Here is a 22,021-nt window from a genome sequence, read left to right on the forward strand (position 1 = left end):
CGGAATGGGATCGTTTCCCCCTCCGGTCCTCGGCTTGAAAGTTTGCTGAGAGAGCTGCTCGGCTTTGACGTGACCGACCGTGGCCGCCGGACAGTGCGGTCTTCATCCTGCCGCATGGCTATGCGCGGAACCGGACATGCTTGGAGGAGAGTCATGCCAGCCCGCTGGACGGAGCGGCAGAACCCAACTTCATTCCGCTTGTAGATCGAGGCCGTCTCTGGCTCGACGGATGGCCTTTCCGACGCGAGCGCTTTCACCAAGCTCGCTGCTCAAGATCAGAACCAGCCGGGCAAGAAACAGCTTCTCCTGTTCCTCTCCGATTTCGTCAAGCGCAGCCGACACTTGCTGGAAGGCGAGTTCAACGGGTCTCTCAGTCATGGCCGCAGACCTCCTTCGGCAGGAAGCCGACGGCTCGCCGGACAGATGCCGTTATCCGCTCTTGATCGATTCCATGCCACCGGCCAGCTATGTAGGAGTCCGGCCTGACCAGATAGAAGGCGCCCTTCTCAGCGTCGAAGGCGCGGAACGCATCGCCGGAGTCATCGATACCGACCCGAAAGACGCTCATGTCCTGGTTCAATTCGTCGCTTCGGGCAACAATGACGATATCGAGGTCGGCCGTCTGCCTCAAAGCATCCGTCAATCCCATCAGTTCTGCGGGTACGGCATCGTCGGGCGCAAAGTAAACTCCCGTGAAACCGTCGGCGAGAAGATCGTAAAGATAGAGAGGCTCTGGCCCTGTGGACCGCAGGCATGCGTCGGGCAAGGGGCTTCCAGGATGCGGCCCGCCGTTGAATGCGCCGTCGTCCGACGCATTCAACGGCGTCTCATAGGCTTCGCCGCGCCGCGCCCTGTAGGCATCGAACAGCTCGGCGACGAAGGACTCACGGGTCGACAGCGACAGTGCCGCGTCGCGCATCAGGGCCACGCCGCGCGAAGGTCTTGTCATGAAAATCGTGCTTTGGGCAAGATCGTCGAGGGCCTCCAGCAGAATTGCGCGGCGCTCCGGATCATAGCTGTCGAGCAGCGCCGCGCCGGCCCGTCCGTCGAGCGCCAGGCTGAGCTTCCAGGCCAAATTGTTGACGTCGGCATAGCCGAGATTGAGGCCGCGCCCGCCAAAGATCGGGGTCTGGTGTGCTGCATCTCCGCAGAAGAAAATGCGGCCGTCGCGATAGGACGGCAGCGAACGTGCGAGCGGCCTATAGACGCTGGTCCACACCAACTCCCAAGGATCGGTGATGCCCATCATCTGAAGATGCTGTGCAACCCTGTCCTTGGCACGTTCCGGACGCGCCTCGATTTCAGGTTCCTCGCCGTCCTCGACCGCGTAGTCGAGACGCCAGATGTTGAAAGGTTGGCTATGCATGATGACGACCGAGCCCGGCTTGTAGGGCGGGTCCAGCCAAACCCGCCGCCCTGGAGGCAGATCGCTCTTCATGGCGAAGTCGCAGATGACGAAGCGGCGATCCGAGATGCGCGAGGCAACCGGTGATTCAAAACTGTGCCCGAGCACCCGGCGAACGGTTCCGCGAGCGCCGTCGGCGGCAATCACATAGCTGGCATGGAGCGCGTAGGCGCCGGCCTCCGTCTCCAGTTTCAGCCTGACGCCGTCCGATTCCTGCGCGAGATCGACCAGCGTCGTGCTCCATCGAACGTCTGCAAGCGACTGGTTGGCCAGGCCGTCGAGAAGGATCTGCTCCATCCAGCATTGCTGCAGCGTCAAAAGCAAAGGATGTTTCTCGTTGGCAGCATGCTCGTAGATCATCTCCTGCACAAGACGATCGCGGAAATAGATAAGGTTGCGTTCACGCGCCAGGGCTTTGGCGCGGAATTCGCGGCCAAGACCAAGGCGATCGAAGAGCTGCGTGCTACGCCGCTGGACTCCAAGCGCGCGACTGCCGTCGGAAACGGTATTTCTGGATTCCAAGACGACGGACTGCACGCCGCGCCGGGCCAATAGAAGGGCGGCCGCGAGCCCCACAGGCCCGCCTCCGACGATGGCGACCTGAACCCGTCCGCCTCGGCCGTCAAGTTCCGGCGGACGCCGGAACGGTTGCTCTATCCAATCGAAATACATTTGACAGAACCCACCTTTCTATAGCGGTAGGTCTATCGATGCGCGTGCCGACCGTCAGTCCCCCCCTCACGCGACAGCGGATCGACGGGCGATGGCGCGCTCGCCACTCAGCACCATGGAGAACAGTTCCGACTGTGAGGTCACGTTGAGCTTCTGATAGGCTCGACGCCGATAGGTGACCACGGAGTGCATCGACACGCTGAGGTCGAGCGAAATTGCCTCGTTGGAATAGCCGGCGACTACCCGCGCGCAGACCTCTCCCTCCCGCTCCGAGAGCGGCTTTTCCAGCGGGGTCTGCATGAAGATCCGTTTGATCTCCGAAACGCTGGCAACGGAGGACCGCGACCGAACCAGTTCCACGTGACGCTCGACGATCGCCGCGAGCGTCGACATGTGCGGCGCCAGAGCGTCGTACTCCCGTGCACCGAAATCGCCGTGCTCGATGCCGCGATAGACGGAAATCGCCAGTGTCTCATCCGGCTTCTGCAAGATGACCGCCATCTTCCCGGACATACGGGGGAGTAGATAGAGCAAGCGGCGATACTCGATGTCCTCGATGTGGTTCACGTTGAAAAACGACATCTGCGTCCGCCGACTATCCGAAGGGCAAAGCATGGCGCGCATCGGATCGCGTAAATAGTAACCGTTGATGTATTTTCGCACGATGCCGGTGACTGCTCGATCGTCCTCCTTATGGACGTCGATGATACACTCGACAGGCGAACCACCGCCGTAGCGGTACACCACCACCTGGCGGGCCTGAACGCATTCGTTCATCATTGCGAACAACGCCGCGTTAAAGCGCGACGTGCCCATCGCCAACACCAGCGCGTCCAACATGATCGCCCTCCTCTCCCGATCGAGCCTTCTTCGCGGCTTCAGATTGTATCTAATTGACTTAGAATATCATGTCAATGACGCAAATTTTTCATGAAATTCATATAGATAGATCATATCTCTCGACTTTTTGATTTTTTTATTGTACACAATCTTCGTGAGATAAGACCTGTGGAGGCCAGATTTGGCGCGCGGTGAGACAAAGACGACAGCGGCACAGCAGGCAACGCAACGTTTGCGGAATTTGATCATGAGCGGTGAATTTTCGGCTGATTTGCGCATCACTGAGACTTCCCTCGCCGATCTCCTGGGAATGTCGCGAACACCAGTGCGGGCGGCCTTGAGCGCTCTGTCTGTGGAAGGGTTGGTCGAATATGAGGCCAATCGCGGCTACCGCATCCGTTCGGCCACGATTCAGGATGTGTTGGACGCTTATACGATCCGCGCGTCCCTGGAAGGGCTGGCCTGTCGGCTTCTGGCCGCTGCGGGGGCGTCCGCTGCGGTCCTCGCGCACCTGGAAAAGACCCTGGTCCGCTACGAAAAGTTCGTCTCCCGCGGATCGCTGACACGTTTCGACAGCATTGCCGTGGGTGAACTCAACCAAGTGTTTCACCAGACGATATTAGACCAGGTTCCGAACAGGATGCTGCGCGATTTTGTCCATCTCTCGCAGTCGATCCCGCTGACCTCCCATCGGTTCGTGCCGCATTGGGGGCGCCACGAGCAGGTCGAAGGGGCCAGGCTTTCACACGCGGAGCATCAGGAGATCTTGCGCGCCATCAGGCAGCGCGAGGCCGACGCGGCTGAAAACGCGATGCGCCGCCATATCGACAGGTCATCCGCCATGGTCCAGGCCATGTACGGAAGCGGGATCGATCGCGCCACGCCGCTGGCGCGATCTGTCGGCAAGGAACGCCCGGATGCGGGAGCCTGACGGCCTCCGGAGAGCGGCGTGCCGTTCCCGATGACGCTGGATTGATAGTTACATTTTGCGCCCGCAAGCTTCGGATCAATCGCGCCAGGCCGCGCGCCACCGGGAGGGGCCCATGGATTCGCCAGTGTCGTCGCATAGTGAAGATCCGCAAATGACATCTCATGTCGCGCCGTATCCCGTCTACATGTCGGGTTTCAACAACACTTTCGAGACCGAGGCCCTGCCTGGCGCGTTGCCAGTCGGGCGCAATTCTCCGCAGCGCATGAGCTACGGACTCTACGCCGAGCAATTGTCAGGTTCGCCCTTTACGGCGCCACAGGCCACCAACCAGCGCTCATGGCTTTACCGCATCCGGCCGAGCGTGAAACACGCGTCGCAGTTCAGGAAGGCGGACAAGGGGCTGCTGCGCTCCGCACCGGAAGCACGCAATGAGAGCGAACTGCCGATCGCGCAGCTGCGCTGGGATCCGCCTACCGTGCCCGCAGAGCCCACGACATTCGTCAACGGCCTGAGGACCATGACGACTGCGGGAGATTCGGATGCCCAGACCGGGATGGCCGCGCACATGCTCGTGGTGAACCAGTCCATGGTCGACGAATACTTTTCCAACGCTGATGGAGAGCTTCTGATCGTGGCTCAGGAGGGCGGGCTGCGTTTCATGACGGAGTTCGGACGTATCGACATCGTCCCCGGCGAAATCGTGGTGATCCCGCGCGGTGTCGTTTTCAGGCTCGAAGTGGACGGCCCGGCGCGGGCCTATGTCTGCGAGAACTATGGCGGCGCGCTGACGCTTCCGGACCGGGGTCCGATCGGAGCCAACTGTCTTGCGAACCCGCGCGATTTCCTGACGCCAGTCGCGGCCTACGAGGACGTGGAGAGACCTGGCACGCTCTACATGAAATGGGGCGGCGATCTGTTTGCGACGGACATAGACCAGTCTCCGCTCGATGTCGTCGCATGGCATGGGAACTATGCGCCGTATAAGTATGATCTGCACCGCTTTTCGCCCGTCAACGCCGTTCTGTTCGACCATCCGGACCCTTCGATCTTCACGGTGCTGACGGCGCCATCCGAGACTCCAGGCACGGCGAATATCGACTTCGTATTATTCGCGGACCGATGGTCGGTCTCGGAGAACACGTTCCGCCCGCCATGGTATCATCGCAATCTGATGTCGGAGTTCATGGGACTGATCTATGGCGTCTACGATGCCCGGCCCAATGGTTACTTGCCCGGCGGCGCAACGCTGCATAACCAGATGCTGCCGCACGGTCCGGAGGCGAGCGTCTTCGAGCATGCCAGCAGCGTCGACCTGAAGCCCGTCAGGCTGGAAGGCGCGATGGCCTTCATGTTCGAGTCGCGACTTCCGCAGCGCATAACACGATACGCCGCCGAGGCAGGATTTCTCCAAAGCGACTATGCAAAGTGCTGGGCGGGGTTGAAGAAGAACTTTACGCCACGTGAGCGCGAGCCCCGGAGCATTCGGACATGAAGCTCGCATCGCTGAGGGGCGGCCGCGACGGCCGTTTGATCGTAGTTTCGCGCGATCTCCGGCGCATGGCGGACGCTTCTGCCATCGCACCGACATTCCAGGCTGCGCTGGACAACTGGGCGTGGGCTGAGCCGAGGCTGCGGCAGTTGGCGGAGACGATAGAGAGTGGCGCCGGCGCGGCCGAGGCATTCGAGCAGACCGATTGTGTGGCCCCGCTGCCGCGTGCCTATGCCTGGCTCGACGGCTCCGCCTATGTCAACCATGTGGCGCTGGTTCGCCAGGCTCGAGGCGCAGTCGTGCCTGACAGCTTCTGGACCGATCCGCTGATGTACCAGGGCGGGTCGGATACATTCCTGTCGCCGCGCGAGCCTATCGCCATGGCCGAGGAGGCGTGGGGGATCGACTACGAGGCGGAGATCGCCGTCATCGTCGACGACGTGCCGATGGGAGCCGGCGTGGAAGAAGCCGCGAAGGCGATCAAGCTGTTCGTACTGGTCAACGACGTCTCGCTGCGCATCCTGCTGATGAGCGAGATCAGGAAGGAACTGGGCTTTGTGCAGGCCAAACCGTCGTCTGCGCTTTCGCCGGTCGTGGTTACCCCCGACGAACTCGGCTCGGCCTGGGATGGGCACCGCGTCCATCTGCCAATGCTGTCCTTCGTGAACGGCGAGCCGGTTGGCAAGCCGAATGCCGGGGTGGACATGACCTTCGACTTCCCGACGCTGATCGCTCATGCGGCGAAGACGCGCAGGCTGGGTGCCGGAACGCTGATCGGATCCGGTACGATTTCCAATAGGGCGCCTGACGGCGGATGTGGAAAGCCGATCGCGCAAGGGGGACTCGGCTATTCGTGTCTTGCGGAAGTGCGGACGGTCGAAACGATCCTCGATGGCAAACCGACGACATCGTTCCTCAAGTTCGGCGATGTCGTCAGAATCGAAATGGACGATGCCGACGGCGAGAGCATCTTCGGGACGATCGAACAGCAGGTGGTGCGCGCCTGACGTGTCATGCGGTGCGCTTTCGACGGTTCGACAATGACGGATTTCCCTGGGGGAGGGAGACCGGTCGAAATCCTGCTCCGTCGCACTCGCACATCAGGCAGCGGCTAAGGTGGAAGCCAAGCCTCTGGTGTGAAGGTACCATAGCCAAGCCGACAAGAGCTGGCGCGTTTGCGCGGCAAGATCGAAGGCCGCTGCCTATGTAGCTTGGGCAGGTGACTTGGTCGCAGCGAATCTGCGGTTAAGGTAGCTTCGCGGTGTTCGGGATCGATGGCAGCGCCCTGGCGGATCACGCACCATGTCTGCCATGATCTTGGAGGAAAAAGAATGGCCGTTCGGGACGTTGTCGACGTCGATGTGCTGATCATTGGATCAGGCGCGGGCGGCCTTTCCGCCGCCATCTGCGCAGCGAAGGCAGGCTTGAAGGTCGTCGTGGCAGAGAAGGCCGACGTCGTTGGCGGCACGACCTCGTTTTCAGGCGGTGTGCCTTGGATTCCTGAGAACCATCAAATGTCCGCGCACGGCCTTTCGGACTCGCGGCAAAAGGCCCTCGAATATCTCAGCCACGCCGCTGGAAGGTGTATGCGCCCCGAGATGATCGAGCGTTACCTGGACGTGGCACCCGAGGCGCTGCTCTATTTTGAGCGCAATACCGAAGTCAGATTTCGCATTCGGCCGCAAATGCCTGACTATTCGTCGGAAGTTCCGGGCGCGCAGCTTGGTCGCTGTCTAGAGACGCTGCCTTTCGACGGTTCGCGCCTCGGCGCCGACTTCGTGCATCTCCGAATGCCGCGCCCGGAGACGACCGTCTTCGGGGGAATGATGATCAGCCTTCCGGACCTGAAGGCGATGTTGAACGCCCGCCGCTCCCTTTCTGCCTTTCTTCACACCGTAGGTATCGTCGCCCGGCATGCCGTGGAGCGGCTGCGCCATCATCGCGGCACCAGGCTCGTCAACGGCAATGCTCTCGCGGCGCGCCTCTTCAGGTCCGCGCTGGATGCCGGGGTCGAGATCTGGAGGCAGGCGCCAGCTTCCGAACTGCTTTGCGAAGGCCGTCGGGTCGTGGGCGCGCGGATACGGCGCGGCGAGAGCGAGATCGAGGTGCGCAGCCGCTGCGGGACCGTGCTCGCCACCGGCGGCTTTCCGCAAAGCACTGAAATGCGTGCCCGCTATCTGCCCAATGCGGATGTTCACCGCTCTTTGGCGCCCCACGACAATGCCGGCCAGGGCATAAGAATGGCGCTCGCTGCCGGTGCTGTGCTCGAGCAAATCAACGAGGACAACGCCTTCCTGACACCAGTATCGGTCTTCAAGGACAAGAACGGCAAGGAGCAGGTATTCCCCCATCTCATCACCGACCGTACGAGTCCCGGATCCATCATCGTCAACAAGCAGGCGCGGCGTTTCATCAACGAGGCCGACAACTACCAGTTCGTCGTGCAGGCGATGCGCGACAACGGCAACCAGGGCATCCCGGCTTTCCTGATCTGCGATGCGGACTTCATACAGCGCTACGGACTCGGGCGCGTCAGGCCGTTCCCCTTTCCGCGCGGAAGCTTCGTGAAGGACGGGTATTTGTTTCGTGGCGAAACGCTTGCGGACCTGGCGGCGCAATTGGGCCTCGACGGAAAGGTGCTGGCCGAGACAGTCGATCGGTTCAACCAGGGCGCGCGGCAGGGTATCGACACGGAATTCGGCAGAGGTGCCTCTGCCTACAACAGGTATATGGGCGACGCGGCAAACGCGCACGGTCCGTGCCTGGCCCCGCTCCAGAAGCCGCCCTTCTACGCGGTCAAGCTGTATCCCGGCGACATCGGCACTTCCCTGGGCATCAGAGTTGATGCCGACGCCCGAGCGCTGGACACGGAAGACCGTCCAATCGACGGGCTGTACGTTTGCGGGAACGATATGAATTCCATCTTCGCCGGCACTTATGCCACGGGGGGGATAACGATCGGACCCGCGCTGACTTTCGGCTTCATTGCTGCCCGCCACATGTCGAAAAGGAATGCACGAACCCAGTCGGTATCACGCGCTTCACTTGGCCTCTCCATCGCGTCCGAACCTTGATAACTCGATTGCGGAGCGTGGCGGCTCCGGCCAACGGGGCGGCGGCATGATCGGTAACGATATCATGCCCGACGAGATGCAAGCGATCGCCGAGGCAGGGTTGGCGCGAGGCCACGGTCTCCGCAGGGCGGGAAATGTAAAAAGCGCGTCCTGATCTTACGGGGCGCCAATGGGGAAACCGATGCAACTGAGTTCCTACTTCCGTTCTTCGGCCGCGTATCGTGTTCGCATTGCGCTCAATCTGAAGGGGCTCGATGCCGATTTGCACCTCGTGCATATGCTGCGCGACGGAGGCGAGCACCACAAGGAGCCTTACAAGGCTCTTAATCCCCTCGGCCTCATACCCACGCTTGTGACCGACGATGGCGCCGTCATCACCCAGTCAATCGCGATTTGCGAATATCTCGATGAAGCGTTTCCGAAGTCGCCGCTGTTGCCGACCGACATCAATGACCGCGCCTACGTCCGAAGCCTTGCCAGCTTGGTGGCTTGCGACATCCACCCGATAAACAACCTGCGCGTGCTTAAATATATACAGAACGAGTTTTCCGCAGACAATGAACAGCGAAACGCATGGATCGACCGCTGGATCTCGGAAGGCTTCACGGCGTTCGAGACGATGCTGGCAAACGCGCGCAAGGCGGGTCCTTTCTGTTTCGGCGATACGCCGACGTTGGCTGACGCGTTCCTCATTCCCCAGGTCTTCAACGCCATGCGCTTCTCGGTTCCGCTCGACCGCTTCCCACGAATTCGCGCGATCAACAGCGCTTGCCTGGCTCTCCCGGCCTTTGAAATGGCATCACCCGCACGACAGCCGGATGCCGAATGACCACGCGCGTCGATCAGGGAGAAATGCGTGGCGTGTTGCACGGCAGCCGGGCCGGGCGGGGCAGTTCATGCGACATAGCCTCAGACAGGTTGCTCGTGATGGCTGAACTGAACCTTGAGGCATTCCTGCCGTATCGACTGAACCGCATCGCGGTCGCCTTGTCACGAAGAATGCAGGCGATCTATTGCCGAAAGTATCCCCTGACCGTACCGGAGTGGCGCACGCTTGCCTCCCTGGGCCAATTTGAACCCATCACGGCCAAGAACATCGGCGTTCACTCCGACATGCACAAGACCAAGATCAGCCGGGCTCTGGTTGGACTCGAGAAGAGGCGGTGGATCAGGCGCGAGACAAATATGGATGACCGGCGGGAAAAAGTCATATTGCTGACCAAAGCCGGCCGGTCGGTATATAAAGAAATTGCGCAATTACTTAGGGATGACGAGGATAAATTCATGATGTTATTGAAAGAGAACGGGTTCTTATTGGAGGACTTGCTGCTGGCCATGGAAAATATCTTGTTGCTGAGCGTCAGTCCACAAAGAAATTGAACGATGTGAATTGTGTGTAATTCCATGCGGGTGAGTGAATTCGATTGGGCATGGAGCGATGTGGACGAAGACGAACCGCGGGAAATACGATCGGGATGGTCTTCGCCATCCGAGCGACTTGACGGATACCGAATGGTCGGCTGTCGAGCCATTGATCCCTTATGCCGGGCACGGCGGCCGCAAGCGCGATGTCCGATGCGCGCCCCACCGCCGCGAGCCTCTTCGGCGTGTCGATCACGAGGCTCCTTGGATACCGTGCTTGGATCGCGGCACGTTCGCAGCGACAATCCGGTTCACACGTTGCCACGCGCTGTCGCATGACGATGGGGCATCGGAAGTATGCCCGCGGACCTAAGGTACGATCGAAGTGCGACCATATCGCAATCGGACAAATGCGATGAAATCGCCTGCGCAGGGTCAACGGGAAGGGAGCATCCACGTTTCGCCCGTATACACGCCTGGTCCTTTCCGCTGGAGAAGGCGGGGCATTCGCCCGTCGAGCGGCGGTCCATGGCGGTTCCTGCTTACACCGGATTCTATTACGAGGGTCCGATGAGGAGGCATCGAGATGCTATAGGCCTGCCATTCTGTTATCTCGCAACAAGACGAACGAACGTCAGTCAATATATCGTCTACGGTATAGCACGTTCGAGTGCCATAATAAGATTGAAAATGGATACTTATCCAGGGAGGGAAGCAGAATGAAAAAACTGACAATAACGCATGTTTCCATAGTGTCTGCCGCATTGATGTTCTCGACGATCGCTTCGGCAGAGCAACTCAAGATTGCGGCAATCGAAACGATGACCGGCCCCGCCGCAAGCACCGGAATTGCGTTCTTGGAGGGCAAGCGCTACGCCGTGAAGAAGCTCAACGAGGCTGGCGGATTCAACGGTCAGCCAATCCAGCTTGTCGAATACGACAACCAAGGCAATGCGGCGACGGCTGCCGACAAGCTGAAGGTGGCTATCCGGGATGGTGCGAAGGTCGTCTCGGTGTCCAATTCGTCTGCTATCGCAGCCCAGATCAGTGAAGATGTCCGTAAATGGAACGAGCGCAATCCTGGTAAGGAAGTGGTCTTCCTGAATGACGGCGCCGAGGCGTTCGACTTGACCGCCGAGCGCTGCCATTTCTATTACTTTAAGGCCAGCTCCAATGCCTTCATGCGCTACAAGGCTATTGTTGCGACGATGAAGCAGAAGGGTACGCTGGGGCCCAAGGTCTATCTGATCGATCAGAACTACAGCTACGGCCAGGAAGCCATGGCGGCTCAGCGCGAATACGCGAAGGCGGCTGGCGCGACGATCGTCGGCTCCGATCTCCACGACGTGATGAAGGTGCAGGATTTCTCCCCTTACGTGACCAAGATAAAGGCGAGCGGCGCCGAAACGCTGCTCACCGGCAATTGGGGCAACGACATCGTGTTGCTCCTGAAGGCGATCGGGGACGCCGGCCTGAAGATCCAAATCGGCAATCAATCGCTCGACACGCCCGGTACGCTGTCTTCGGCCGGTCCGGCCGCGGAGGGCGCCTATCTCGCCAAGCTCTATAATACCGAAGTGCCGGGCGGCGAAGCATTCAATGCCGACTTCGAAAAGGAGTTCGGCCACCTGCCGGCCTCGGAGCAGCCGACGTCCGCATTCGCCTTCCAGTTGCTCGGCAATGCGCTGAGGTCCCTCGACCTCAAGGGCGGGCCGATCAATGCCACGGACATTGCGCTGGCGCTTGAGAATGCGTCCTATGACACGCCGGGCGGCAAGTGGTCCGTGCGCAAGGAGGACCACCAGGTGTTGCTGCCGGTCTATATCAGCCAGGTGTCGACTGAAGCGAAGAACAAACACGACGGCACGCAATTCGGTTTCAAGCTGCTCAACGTCGTGTCACCGGAAGAGGCTGCAGTGCCTCCGTCGCCCAAATGCGACATGAAGCGTCCGTCCTGATTTCGATGCCGAACGCCGACGCGGGTTGACTGCGTCGGCGCATTTGGCTTGTCTGGGGACGGCGCGGGCTTGCCGCGTGGCCGGCCGCTTATCCCTCGGGTCCAGGCGCTCACGGCCGGTCCCGGCCCGTGGCAAATCAATCGACAAATTGACGCTCTCGGGCGGGCAGGGGGGCACTCAGTGGATTGGCTCATCATTTCTCTGATCAACGGCGTCGTCTACGGCCTGCTGTTGTTCATGGTCTCCGCAGGTCTGACGCTGGTGTTCGGGATGATGGGCGTCCTGAACTTCGCCCATGCGTCGTTCTATATGCTCGGCGCTTACTTCGCCTTCCTCGTGTCGACCGTAGTCGGCTTCTGGGGCGGACTGCTGATCGGCCCGCTGCTCGTGGCGCTGATTGGCGTCGGGGTCGAGCGGTACCTGCTAAGGCCTATCCATCACTACGGCCATGCGAGCGAGTTGCTGGTGACGTTCGGGTTGGCCTTCGTCTTTGACGAGTTGGTCAAGGTGTTTTTCGGCCAGTTCATGGTCAATTACTCCGTTCCCGCGTCGATGCGCTTTTCGGCATTCACGCTGTTCGGCGCGGACTATCCGTTCTATCGCGTGTTCGTAGCCATCGTGGCGGTCGCGCTCTTCACGATTCTGTTCGCCATTCTACGATTCACACGGATGGGGATCGTGGTCCGCGCCGCCGTGCAGCGGCCGGCGATGACCGACGCGCTGGGTCACAATGTCGACGCGGTCTTCATGATTACCTTCGGCATTGGCGCATGGATGGCGGGCGTGGCGGGGGCGGTCGGTGGCGCGCTGTTGACAACCAGCCCGACCATGGCGTTGGAAATGTCCATCCTCACCTTCGTCGTCGTCATCGTCGGCGGCCTGGGCTCCCTCGGCGGCGCGTTCCTGGCGTCGCTGCTGATCGGCCTGCTGACGACCTTCGCTGTCTCGATCAACATCTCGCTGCTTGATATCGGCCGTTGGCTGGGCCTGGGCGACGTGCTGACGGGCCTCGGTTCCATCGCGCAGGTCAGCCTGTCGACCTACGCTAGCGCGGTTCCGGTCCTCGTCATGTTGATCGTGCTACTTTGCCGGCCGACCGGCCTTTTTGGAGACCGGACATGAGCATCACCACCCTCAGGCCTGCCGAAGCCGACGTGATCCGTCGGGAGGCACGCACCGGCGGCCGCAGACTGACAGTTGCCGTACTTGCTGGAATCCTGCTCATGCTGGCATTGGCGCCAATCTACATGTCCGATGCGTGGCTGAGCATGCTCGGCAAAGCTTACATCGCGGCTCTGTTCGCGCTGTCCTTCAACATGCTGTTCGGACAGGCGGGAATGCTCTCCTTCGGCCATGCAGCTTATTACGGGCTTGGTGCCTTCGCGGCCGTCCACCTCATGAACGCCGTGGAACGCGGCCTCGTTTGGGTCCCGACACCGCTGATCCCGCTCGCCGGCGCAGTGATCGGCGCGCTCATGGGGGTGATTGCCGGCGTGTTCGCGGGACGTCGGAGCGGCGTGTACTTCGCCATGGTGACGCTGGCCCTCTCGGAGCTGCTCTACACGCTGGCGCCAAACCTGCACGAGCTCTTCGGCGGCGAAAGCGGCATCTCGTCCTACCGCAGCCCATTCATGATGTTCAATTTCGGACGCGAGAGCCATGTCTACACCATGGTCTTGGGTTGGTTCATCTTGTGTGCCATCCTGATCTACGCGATGACCGGTACCCTGTTCGGGCGCTTGGCAGTGGCGCTGCGGGAAAGCGAAGCGCGGCTGCCCGCGCTCGGTTACAACGTTTATTGGACGAAGGTGTTTCTCTTTGCGCTGTCCGGCCTGTTCGCCGGAGTAGCCGGGGCATTGCTCGCGGTCTCGACCGAAAGCGCCAACTACTTCACGTTTGCCGTCGGCAATTCCGCCGCCGTGGTGCTGCAGACCTTCATCGGCGGGTCTTCCATCTTCCTCGGACCCGTCGTCGGCGCTGGGATCATGACGTTGTTCGGCTATGTGGTGTCCGACCTCACCCGCGCCTGGCTGCTCTATCAGGGGCTGATCTTCATCACCCTTATGTTGCTCGCGCCGAAGGGCATCGCGGTTCTCGCCATCAACGCGGCCTCCGATGTGGCCAACCATGGAGCTCGGGCGGTCAAGAGGCTGGCGGTCGTCTTGGCCGGCATACTGCTCATCACCTTCGGCGTCGTGCTAATGTTTGAGATTCTGAGCGCAGTGCTCACCCGCGATTACCAGGTGCAGATCGAGCGCGGCGCGGGCTGGGGGCCGGTGGGTGTATTCTGGACGCAATGGCGGCCGCTGTCGCCGCTCACCTGGTTGGTGATCGTCGTGCCGGTCTCCGCCGGCGTGCTGATCGCACGCCGCGCGACACGCACCGAGCTCGGGAGCGAAGCATGAGCGTGGTCCTTGAAGTCCGCAACGTCGTCAAGACCTTCGGCGAGAGCAAGATTATCCGAGGGCTGAACCTCTCGGTGAAGGAGGGCGAGCGTCACGCCATCATCGGGCCGAACGGGGCCGGTAAATCGACCATGTTCAACCTGATCTCAGGCTATCTTTCGCCCACCAGCGGTGAGATTCTGCTGCGCGGCAGGCGGATCGACGGGTTGCCCCGGCATATGGTCAATCGGGCGGGCATCTCGCGTTCCTTCCAGATTACGACCATCTTTCCGGCGCTCAGCGTGTTCGAGAACCTGCGCATCGCCGTAATGGCGCGCCATAAGCGGCGGTTCCCGGTGTTTACGCGGGCGAGCACCGCCAGGCGGATCAATGACGAGACTGACGAACTGCTGCAGCGCGTACGCCTCACCTCGGTTGCCGGGATCATGGCTGGCGATCTTACCTACTCCGAACAGCGCGCCCTGGAGATCGGCATGGCGCTCGGGCCCGGCGGTGACGTCATCATGCTGGATGAGCCTACCGCTGGGATGTCGCAGAACGAGGCCGTCTACATCGTCGAGCTGATGCGCGAGGTAACGGTGGGGAAAACGCTGATCGTGATCGAGCACGACATGGGCGTTGTCTTTTCTATCGCGGACAGAATTTCGGTTCTTGTCTATGGCGAAATCATCGCCACCGACCAGCCCGACGCCATCCGCTCAAACCGCCGCGTACAGGAAGCTTATCTCGGCGAGGACAGCCATGAGCCTGCTTGAAGTCGAAGGGCTCCACGCTCACTACGGCAAGAGCCATATCCTGTCGGGCGTCTCATTGGATGTCGGCGAGAAGGAGACGGTGGCGGTCCTCGGCCGCAATGGTTCCGGCCGCTCGACCATGCTGAAGGCTCTGATCGGTCTGGTGCCGCCGAGCGCCGGGTCGGTTCGGCTCGAAGGTCACGAGGTTGCCGGGCTCGAGCCGCACCAGATCGTACGACGGGGAATGTCCTACGTGCCGGAGGAAAGGCTCGTCTTCGACCTGCTGACTGTCGACGAGAATCTGGCGATCGGCACACAGCCGGGCATTCCTGGCGCGCCACGGTGGTCGAACGACGACATGTATGCCTACTTCCCTCGGCTCGCCGAGCGTCGGAACACGCGCGCCGGCAAGCTTTCGGGTGGGGAGCAGCAAATGCTGACGATCTGCAGGTCGCTTTTGTGCCATCCGAAGGTGATCTTGATCGACGAGCCGACGGAAGGGCTTGCCCCCAAGATCGTCGAGGGGCTGGTCGAAGTGATGCGCGACATCGCCAGGCGCGGCGTCGCCATCGTCATCGTCGAGCAGAAGATGACGATCGCCCTGCGCATCGCCGACCGCTGCCTGGTCATGGGCCATGGACATATCGTGTTCTCGGGAACGCCTGAGCGGCTGCGGAGCGATGCCGATGTCCGGCGGTCCTGGCTCGAAGTTGCATGACGGACCCGGGACCGATGGGGCAGGAGTGCGGGCGCCGTCGTTCCGCCTGTCGCATGACTGCGGGGCAGCGCCCGTCCGCCGGGCGCTCTAACATTCTTGACGCTGATCATTCATGTTCTGGGAAAATTCGATGGAATATCGGAGGCTGGGCGCCACGGGCCTTGAAGTATCGAAGGTCTGCCTGGGGATGATGTCCTACGGTTCGAGCGAATGGCAGCCGTGGGTTCTTCCTGCCAGTGATGCTGAAGAGTTCGTCCGCCATGCGCTGGACCTGGGAATCAATTTTTTCGACTCCGCGGATGCCTATTCAGGTGGCCTGAGCGAGCAGGCGCTTGGAAGCGCGATAGCCCGGCTCACCCAGCGACATCAGGTGGTCATCGCGACCAAAGTGGGGTTGCCGATGTCGGACCGGCCAAATCACGGCGGTCTGTCGCGCAAGCATATCATGGCGAGCATCGATTCCTCGCTGAAGCGCCTTGGCACGGACTATGTCGATATCTTCCAATTGCATCGAGCAGATCCCGCCACGCCGATAGAAGAAACCATGGAGGCGCTTACCGACGTGGTCCGCGCCGGCAAGGCGCTCTATGTGGGCGCCTCGAATTTCAACCTATGGCAATTCTCCGCAGGGTTGATCGCCTCCGCGCGGGCATCGTTGATCAAGTTCAGCTCGATGCAGCTTCAATACAATCTGGCCTACCGCGAAGAGGAACGGGAGATGATCCCATTCTGCGTGGACCAGGGGATAGGCGTAATCGTCTACAGCCCCCTCGCGCGCGGCCTGTTGTCCGGGAATCGCTTCGGAAACGTCGCACTCACCAGCCGTGAAGCGGTTCGGGCAGGGCGGGACGCGAAAGCGTTCGCGATCTACGGCTCGGACACCGATCTTGGCATTGCCGAACGCGTGCGTGAAGTCGCCGCGCGCCACGGCGTCTCGTCTGCGCGGGTGGCGCTTGCCTGGCTTCACGGCAAAAAGTCGGTCGCCTCGGTCCTTTGCGGCGCCCTCGAGTTGTCGCATCTCGATGATGCGGTCGCTGCCGTAGGACTCGTGCTTTCAGAAGACGACGTGCGCTTCATCGAGGAACCCTATCGGACGCAGCCGCTCAAGGACGACGCTTTCCACGTCGTCGACCGGTTGGCGTCACGCCCCGCAACTGCGTCCAAATTCGCGAGCTGACACGATGAACAAGCCATTTACCGCCGACCGGGACCGCGTGTTGCCGTTTCTTGTCGGAGATTCCTGGAGTTTCGGGAAAGGCGAGTTTGAATCGATCAATCCGGCCGATGGCCGCACGGCCGCCATTGTCGCCGAAGCCTCGGTCGAGGATGTCGCGGGCGCTGTGGCAGCCGCTCGCGCTGCCCTCGATAATCCGGAATGGCGTGATCTGAATGCCCATCGCCGCGCGCGCCTGCTGTCCAAGATGGCCGACCAGATCGAAGCCAATGGCGAAGCGCTTGCCAGGATGCAGACAAGCGACAACGGCAAGACCATCGCCGAGAGCCGGGCGCAGGTGGGTTGGGCCGCCGAAATGTTCCGTTACTGCGCGGCCGTCTGCGAGACCGCCGAATCCGAGGTGGTGCCGAGCCGCGGGGATTATTTCGCCTATACGTCCTATGAGCCGGTGGGTGTGGTTGCAGCGATCACCCCGTGGAACTCGCCGATTTCGCTCGAGGCCCAGAAGCTTGCCCCCGCACTGGCGGCCGGCAATGCGATCGTGCTCAAGTCGTCGGAAGTGACGCCGCAGGTCGGGCTGCAATATGGGCGCATGGCGCTGGCGGCCGGCTTCCCCGCCGGTGTGCTCAATGTCGTGGCGGGATTTGGCGGGACCGTCGGGCGGGCGCTCGTCGAAAACCCGGGCGTCGACATGGTAACGTTCACGGGTGGCACCGTTAGCGGCCGCGAGATCGCGAAGACCGCCGGGTCTCGCCTTGTGCCGGCATTGCTGGAACTCGGCGGCAAATCGCCCAATATCGTCTTCGACGACGCCAATCTCGACGATGCCGTGGCCGGCGCCGTCTATGGAATTTATTCCAATGCCGGACAGTCCTGCATCGCCGGATCGCGCATATTCGTGCACGAAGCCATCTACGACGCGTTTGTGAAGCGGCTGGCCGAGGCGGCGAAGGCACTCGTCGTGGGTGATCCCTACGATCCGGCGACGGCGGTGGCGCCGGTCTCCAGTTTCGCCCATCGCGACCGCATTGAACGTATGATCACGCAAAGCCGGGAGGAGGGTGCGCGCGTCCTCGCGGGCGGCGGGCGGCCAGCAACAGCTGCGCACGACAAGGGCGCCTTCATTGCGCCTACCCTGCTCGAACTAGACAGCAACAGTATGTCGATCGCGCAGGAAGAGATATTCGGCCCCGTCGCATGCCTCCTGCGGTTCAAGGACGACGAGGATCTGATAGCGCAGGCCAACGATACGGTTTTTGGTCTCGCTTGTGGAATCTGGACGTCTGATTATCGCCGAGCACTCCGTGCCTCACGGGCGATCAAGGCCGGGACAGTCTGGATAAATACATACAAGATGACGGCGGTGAACATGCCTTTCGGCGGGTTCAAGTCGAGCGGCATCGGGCGCGAATGCGGCTTGCAGGGAGTGCGGGCGTATCAGGCCGAGAAGAGCACGTACCTTAACCTCGGTCGGGCTCCGGTAGCCTGGCCGCCGCGCTGAGCCGTGTCTGTCGGTGCATGACGGTGCATCCACGCCGGCTCCGCCGCATGACCTTGTCATCGCAACAGCCCGAGGATGTTGGGCAGATGATCGAACGTCAAACGAAGTCGGCCGGCGCCGCGACGCGTTTCGATGGAGCGACTTGGGAACCCAGACTCAACGTTCACGCCGCGCGATTGATCCTCGCATCATTCGGTCCGACTGTACAAGTGCGTGTGGTCGCATTGCGCAAGTACAACTGCCAGTTCGCGGCCAAGATACGACCGAGGGTCTGCAGCATCGGCCGACATGATTCTAGGGCGTTGTAGATGGCAAGCTTTCGCGGGTAAGAATCGTATGAAAACAACATCTGGGGTGAAACAGACGGCCGCAAAGACTTGGGACGAGGAGATTGATCTTCTGGTCTTCGGTAGCGGCGCGGGCGGCCTGAGCGCCGCCCTTTTCGCGGCCAAACGCGGCCTGAAGGTCATCGTCTGCGAGAAGTCCCCAGTGATCGGCGGCACCACCGCCACGTCCGGCGGCGTCGTCTGGATTCCCAATACGGCTCAGGCCAAGGCAGCCGGCATCGACGATTCGGTTGAGAAGGCGCGGACCTACATTCGCCATGAAACAGGCAACAGATACCGGTCCGACCTCATCGACGCCTTTCTGGAGAGCGGGCCGAAGGCGCTCGCCGAACTGGAGCGCGACACCGAGGTCTCCTTCGACCTCCTGGCCTGGCCGGACTATCACCCCGACCAGATCGGCGCCCTGCATCGTGGCCGCTCCCTTGTCACCAAAGGTTTCGATGGCCGCCGGCTGGGCAAGGACTTCGAGCGCATTCGTCCGCCGATCAACCGTACCATGGTTCTAGGCGGCATGATGGTTGGCACCGCCGACATCACCGACATGATAAAGCCATTCAAGTCCCCGTCGACCACGATCAAGGTCCTGAAGAAGCTCGGCCGCTACGCATCGGATCGGCGGCGATACGCCCGCGGCACGGAAGTTCAGAACGGCAACGCTTTCGTCTGCCGCCTGTTCTACAGCCTGCAGGAGCGTCGGGTGCCCGTATGGACCGAGGCGCCGTTGGTCGAACTCATTCGCGAGGACGGGCGCGTCGTGGGCGCGATCGCCGAACGCGACGGCCGGGCGGTCCGCATTCGCGCCTGCAAGGGCGTGATCCTTGCCACCGGTGGCTTTCCCCACAATGCCGCGTTGCGTGCCGAGTTCGCGGGCAACTATCCGTTCAGTCACGCCATGGCGTGGAAGGGCAACACCGGCGACGGCATCTCCGCGGCGCGCAGGATCGGCGGGCATGTGGACGAGGAACTGGCAAGCCCCGGCCTGTGGACTCCCGCATCCGTGCTCACGGCGCCGGATGGTACGGAGGAAACCATCATCTACGGCTATCTCGACCGTGGTCGACCCGGCGTTATCGCCGTCAACCCGAAAGGCATGCGATTCGTCAACGAGTCGAACTCCTATCACGACGTCGTCATGGCGATGTACGCGGACGGTTACGTCGAAAACAACAATTATTATTTCGTCTGCGACACCAACTTCATCCGTAGACACGGGCTTGGCCTTATCAAGCCATTTCCGCTGACGCCAAGGCTGCGGCCGTTCGTCAAGGCGGGCTACGTCCAGGTAGGCGGCACGCTGGCGGAGCTCGCCTCGACGATAGGGGTCGATCCTGCCGGTCTGGAGGCGACCGTCGCGCGGCACAACGAATTCGCCCGCACCGGCATCGACCTCGACTTCGGCAAGGGGTCGAATGTATACAATCAGGAGTTTGCCGATCCCGATGTCAAGCCTAACGGCAATCTGGCGCCCATCCGACGAGGGCCGTTCTACGCGCTGCGTATATATCCCGCCGCGCTGGGCACGGTGAAGGGGCTGAAAACCACGGCCGACGCGCAGGTATGCTTAGCGACAGGCGAGCCGATCTCCGGGCTCTACGCCTGCGGCAACGAGCTCGCGTCCATCATGCGCGGGTATTACCCCGGCGGCGGTGTAACGCTCGGTCCCGCGGTAACCTTTGCATACAGGGCCGTGACACACGCCGCCGGGAACTGAGGCGGCGCCATGGCAGCCCCGACGCGGCGTTTGCTGTCAGTCATCGCGGTCCACGCTCCGGCATCGGAAAAAACGATTGTCACCCCGTGAGTGGTCTCCGCGGATCGACTTCCAGACCTTCATGTAAGGTTGACTGCGACTGCCTTCACCTCGGTGTAGAGGTCGAGTGCTTCCTTGCCCATTTCGCGCCCCCAGCCGGATTGCTTGTAGCCGCCGAATGGAACGGCCGGGTCGCCCCAGTTGTGAACGTTGACGAACACCGTACCCGCGCGGACCCTCCGGGCTAGTCTGTGCGCGGTGCCAAGATCGCGTGTCCAGATGCTTGCGGCCAGGCCGTACTCGGTTGCGTTGGCCATCGCGACGACTTGTTCCGGATCGGAGAACGGCGTCGCGCAGACGACGGGACCAAATATCTCCTCCTTGACGACACGCATCTCCTGCCGGACTGCGCCAAGTACGGTCGGCTGGACGAAGAAGCCGTCTCCGCCGGGCGAAACACCACCCGCGATCACTTCCGCTCCTTCGCTGCGTCCGAGATCGACATAGCCGGAGACGCGCCTCTGCTGTTCGGCAGACACGACAGGGCCGAGGTCGCTGGCGGGATCCAGCCCGGGGCCAACATTTATGCTTGCGACTTCACTAGCCAGCGCCGCCATCAGGCGGTCGTAGATCTTGTCATGAACGAAGAGCCGCGACCCTGCCGCGCAGCACTGTCCCGTATTGAAGAAGATGGCCCGCCGGACACCCTTCACCGCTGTCTCGATATCCATGTCGTCCATGACGATCATCGGAGACTTGCCGCCAAGTTCCAGTGAAAGGCGCTTGAGGTTCCCGGCAGCGGCATTGACGATCAGGCGTCCGACTTCGGTGGAGCCAGTAAATGCCACCTTGTCGATGCCGGGATGAGCGGCGATGGCGGCACCGGCGGTGTGGCCAAGGCCCGGAAGGATGTTGATGACGCCGGCCGGGAATCCGGCCTGTTCAATCAGCCTGCCGAGAGCAAGCGCAGAGAGCGGCGTCTGTTCGGCGGGCTTGAGCACGATCGTGCATCCGGCAGCCAGGGCTGGGCCAATCTTCCAGGCGGCCATCTGCAGCGGAAAATTCCACGGGATGATCTGGCCGACCACGCCGACGGGTTCGCGGGCCGTGTAGACGTGCCAATCGCCGTCCGCCGATACCGGAATTTGTTCGCCGTTGATCTTGGTCGCCCACCCGGCCATGTAGCGTAGGAGTTCGTAGGAGCCCGGCAGGTCGATGCTGCGCGACTCCCGAAGCGGCTTGCCGTTATCCAGTGTCTCCAACTGGGCGAGATGCTCGGCCTGCTGCTCCATCAAGTCGGCAAGACGCCACACCAGTTTGCCGCGGTCAGAAGGCGTCATGCGCGACCACGGACCTGTTTCGAACGCGCGACGCCCAGCGGCAACCGCTAGATCGACATCGGCACTGCCCGCCGCCGCAACTTCGGCAATCTTTTTGCCGCTTGCCGGATCGAAAACGTCGAATGTCTCACCAGACAGGGCGTCGACCCATTTTCCGTCGATAAGCAATTGGTGTTTGCCACCGAGAAAAGACACCACGCTGGGGGCGAGCGCGTCTGCGTGCGGAATATCCCTCAATTGAACGGTCATAATCTACTCCGGTATGAGTCTTCGGCTGCACTCGCAGCACGCCTTCGCGGCTTGCCCGTGCGCGAGCGCACG

The 22,021-nt window shown here is 61.5% G+C and carries 18 protein-coding genes and 1 pseudogene; 15 read left to right on the forward strand and 4 right to left on the reverse strand.

The annotated features are described in order from the left end of the window. Window positions 1-189: 189 nt before the first annotated feature. The 3 genes from KIO74_RS26400 to KIO74_RS26410 all read right to left on the reverse strand — a co-directional run bounded on the left by KIO74_RS26400 (window position 190) and on the right by KIO74_RS26410 (window position 2,917). Entirely contained in the window at window positions 190-378 is a 189-nt protein-coding gene (locus KIO74_RS26400; protein WP_213338056.1) for a hypothetical protein, read from the reverse strand. Next, the gene (locus KIO74_RS26405) at window positions 371-2,077 is read right to left on the reverse strand and encodes an FAD-dependent monooxygenase (RefSeq protein WP_213338057.1); all 1,707 of its coding nucleotides are present in this window, start codon (window positions 2,075-2,077) and stop codon (window positions 371-373) included. The genes KIO74_RS26400 and KIO74_RS26405 overlap by 8 nt, the downstream gene beginning before the upstream one ends. 66 nt (window positions 2,078-2,143) lie before the next feature. Continuing rightward, entirely contained in the window at window positions 2,144-2,917 is a 774-nt protein-coding gene (locus KIO74_RS26410) for a helix-turn-helix transcriptional regulator (protein ID WP_213338058.1), read from the reverse strand. A 181-nt stretch (window positions 2,918-3,098) separates the two neighbouring features. Between KIO74_RS26410 and KIO74_RS26415 the strand changes: the two genes are divergently transcribed. The 15 genes and pseudogenes from KIO74_RS26415 (at window position 3,099) to KIO74_RS26485 (ending at window position 20,321) form a co-directional block, all read left to right on the forward strand. Then, a complete protein-coding gene (locus KIO74_RS26415) occupies window positions 3,099-3,848 on the forward strand; it encodes a GntR family transcriptional regulator (RefSeq protein WP_283772191.1) in 750 nt (249 codons plus the stop codon). A 151-nt stretch (window positions 3,849-3,999) separates the two neighbouring features. Beyond that, window positions 4,000-5,340: a homogentisate 1,2-dioxygenase gene (gene hmgA / locus KIO74_RS26420; protein WP_213338060.1), complete on the forward strand. Its 1,341-nt coding sequence runs from the start codon at window positions 4,000-4,002 to the stop codon at window positions 5,338-5,340. After that, window positions 5,337-6,344: a fumarylacetoacetate hydrolase family protein gene (locus tag KIO74_RS26425; RefSeq protein WP_213338061.1), complete on the forward strand. Its 1,008-nt coding sequence runs from the start codon at window positions 5,337-5,339 to the stop codon at window positions 6,342-6,344. Before hmgA ends, KIO74_RS26425 begins: the two co-directional genes overlap by 4 nt. Before the next feature lie 324 nt (window positions 6,345-6,668). After that, window positions 6,669-8,411 carry an FAD-dependent oxidoreductase gene (locus KIO74_RS26430; RefSeq protein WP_213338062.1) on the forward strand — a complete coding sequence of 581 codons (1,743 nt, stop codon included), beginning with the start codon at window positions 6,669-6,671 and terminating at the stop codon, window positions 8,409-8,411. A gap of 181 nt (window positions 8,412-8,592) precedes the next feature. After that, window positions 8,593-9,240, forward strand: a complete 648-nt coding sequence (maiA, locus tag KIO74_RS26435; protein WP_213338063.1) for a maleylacetoacetate isomerase — start codon at window positions 8,593-8,595, stop codon at window positions 9,238-9,240. Then, on the forward strand, window positions 9,237-9,791 hold the full coding sequence (locus KIO74_RS26440) for a MarR family winged helix-turn-helix transcriptional regulator (RefSeq protein ID WP_213338065.1): 555 nt from the start codon (window positions 9,237-9,239) through the stop codon (window positions 9,789-9,791). The genes maiA and KIO74_RS26440 overlap by 4 nt, the downstream gene beginning before the upstream one ends. A gap of 58 nt (window positions 9,792-9,849) precedes the next feature. Beyond that, window positions 9,850-9,984: pseudogene (locus KIO74_RS26445) on the forward strand (transposase); the annotation flags it as partial. 508 nt (window positions 9,985-10,492) lie between these two features. Continuing rightward, window positions 10,493-11,731, forward strand: coding sequence for an ABC transporter substrate-binding protein (locus KIO74_RS26450; RefSeq protein WP_213338067.1), 1,239 nt, complete (start codon window positions 10,493-10,495; stop codon window positions 11,729-11,731). Between the two features lie 180 nt (window positions 11,732-11,911). After that, a complete protein-coding gene (locus tag KIO74_RS26455; RefSeq protein WP_213338069.1) occupies window positions 11,912-12,853 on the forward strand; it encodes a branched-chain amino acid ABC transporter permease in 942 nt (313 codons plus the stop codon). Next, window positions 12,850-14,136 carry a branched-chain amino acid ABC transporter permease gene (locus KIO74_RS26460; RefSeq protein ID WP_213338070.1) on the forward strand — a complete coding sequence of 429 codons (1,287 nt, stop codon included), beginning with the start codon at window positions 12,850-12,852 and terminating at the stop codon, window positions 14,134-14,136. The genes KIO74_RS26455 and KIO74_RS26460 overlap by 4 nt, the downstream gene beginning before the upstream one ends. Further along, on the forward strand, window positions 14,133-14,891 hold the full coding sequence (locus KIO74_RS26465) for an ABC transporter ATP-binding protein (protein WP_213338071.1): 759 nt from the start codon (window positions 14,133-14,135) through the stop codon (window positions 14,889-14,891). Before KIO74_RS26460 ends, KIO74_RS26465 begins: the two co-directional genes overlap by 4 nt. After that, window positions 14,878-15,588 carry an ABC transporter ATP-binding protein gene (locus tag KIO74_RS26470; RefSeq protein ID WP_213338072.1) on the forward strand — a complete coding sequence of 237 codons (711 nt, stop codon included), beginning with the start codon at window positions 14,878-14,880 and terminating at the stop codon, window positions 15,586-15,588. Before KIO74_RS26465 ends, KIO74_RS26470 begins: the two co-directional genes overlap by 14 nt. Before the next feature lie 130 nt (window positions 15,589-15,718). Continuing rightward, the gene (locus tag KIO74_RS26475; RefSeq protein WP_213338073.1) at window positions 15,719-16,765 is read left to right on the forward strand and encodes an aldo/keto reductase; all 1,047 of its coding nucleotides are present in this window, start codon (window positions 15,719-15,721) and stop codon (window positions 16,763-16,765) included. 4 nt (window positions 16,766-16,769) lie between these two features. After that, entirely contained in the window at window positions 16,770-18,263 is a 1,494-nt protein-coding gene (locus tag KIO74_RS26480) for an aldehyde dehydrogenase (RefSeq protein WP_213338074.1), read from the forward strand. A 336-nt stretch (window positions 18,264-18,599) separates the two neighbouring features. Beyond that, a complete protein-coding gene (locus tag KIO74_RS26485; protein ID WP_213338075.1) occupies window positions 18,600-20,321 on the forward strand; it encodes an FAD-dependent oxidoreductase in 1,722 nt (573 codons plus the stop codon). A gap of 119 nt (window positions 20,322-20,440) precedes the next feature. On the opposite strand, the gene KIO74_RS26490 is transcribed toward KIO74_RS26485, so the two are convergent. After that, window positions 20,441-21,949, reverse strand: a complete 1,509-nt coding sequence (locus KIO74_RS26490; protein ID WP_213338076.1) for an aldehyde dehydrogenase family protein — start codon at window positions 21,947-21,949, stop codon at window positions 20,441-20,443. Between the last annotated feature and the right edge of the window lie 72 nt (window positions 21,950-22,021).

Source organism: Chelatococcus sp. HY11 (assembly GCF_018398335.1).
In the GTDB taxonomy this organism is placed as follows: domain Bacteria; phylum Pseudomonadota; class Alphaproteobacteria; order Rhizobiales; family Beijerinckiaceae; genus Chelatococcus.

Bases quoted from the DNA above. Each gene is read 5' to 3' on its own strand.
- KIO74_RS26425 (WP_213338061.1), top strand. From the start codon at position 5,337: ATGAAGCTCGCATCGCTGAGGGGCGGCCGCGACGGCCGTTTGATCGTA.
- KIO74_RS26485 (WP_213338075.1), top strand. From the start codon at position 18,600: ATGAAAACAACATCTGGGGTGAAACAGACGGCCGCAAAGACTTGGGAC.
- KIO74_RS26460 (WP_213338070.1), top strand. From the start codon at position 12,850: ATGAGCATCACCACCCTCAGGCCTGCCGAAGCCGACGTGATCCGTCGG.
- KIO74_RS26465 (WP_213338071.1), top strand. From the start codon at position 14,133: ATGAGCGTGGTCCTTGAAGTCCGCAACGTCGTCAAGACCTTCGGCGAG.
- KIO74_RS26440 (WP_213338065.1), top strand. From the start codon at position 9,237: ATGACCACGCGCGTCGATCAGGGAGAAATGCGTGGCGTGTTGCACGGC.
- hmgA (WP_213338060.1), top strand. From the start codon at position 4,000: ATGACATCTCATGTCGCGCCGTATCCCGTCTACATGTCGGGTTTCAAC.
- KIO74_RS26480 (WP_213338074.1), top strand. From the start codon at position 16,770: ATGAACAAGCCATTTACCGCCGACCGGGACCGCGTGTTGCCGTTTCTT.
- KIO74_RS26450 (WP_213338067.1), top strand. From the start codon at position 10,493: ATGAAAAAACTGACAATAACGCATGTTTCCATAGTGTCTGCCGCATTG.
- KIO74_RS26490 (WP_213338076.1), bottom strand. From the start codon at position 21,949: ATGACCGTTCAATTGAGGGATATTCCGCACGCAGACGCGCTCGCCCCC.
- KIO74_RS26430 (WP_213338062.1), top strand. From the start codon at position 6,669: ATGGCCGTTCGGGACGTTGTCGACGTCGATGTGCTGATCATTGGATCA.
- KIO74_RS26410 (WP_213338058.1), bottom strand. From the start codon at position 2,917: ATGTTGGACGCGCTGGTGTTGGCGATGGGCACGTCGCGCTTTAACGCG.
- KIO74_RS26405 (WP_213338057.1), bottom strand. From the start codon at position 2,077: ATGTATTTCGATTGGATAGAGCAACCGTTCCGGCGTCCGCCGGAACTT.
- KIO74_RS26475 (WP_213338073.1), top strand. From the start codon at position 15,719: ATGGAATATCGGAGGCTGGGCGCCACGGGCCTTGAAGTATCGAAGGTC.
- KIO74_RS26470 (WP_213338072.1), top strand. From the start codon at position 14,878: ATGAGCCTGCTTGAAGTCGAAGGGCTCCACGCTCACTACGGCAAGAGC.
- KIO74_RS26400 (WP_213338056.1), bottom strand. From the start codon at position 378: ATGACTGAGAGACCCGTTGAACTCGCCTTCCAGCAAGTGTCGGCTGCG.
- maiA (WP_213338063.1), top strand. From the start codon at position 8,593: ATGCAACTGAGTTCCTACTTCCGTTCTTCGGCCGCGTATCGTGTTCGC.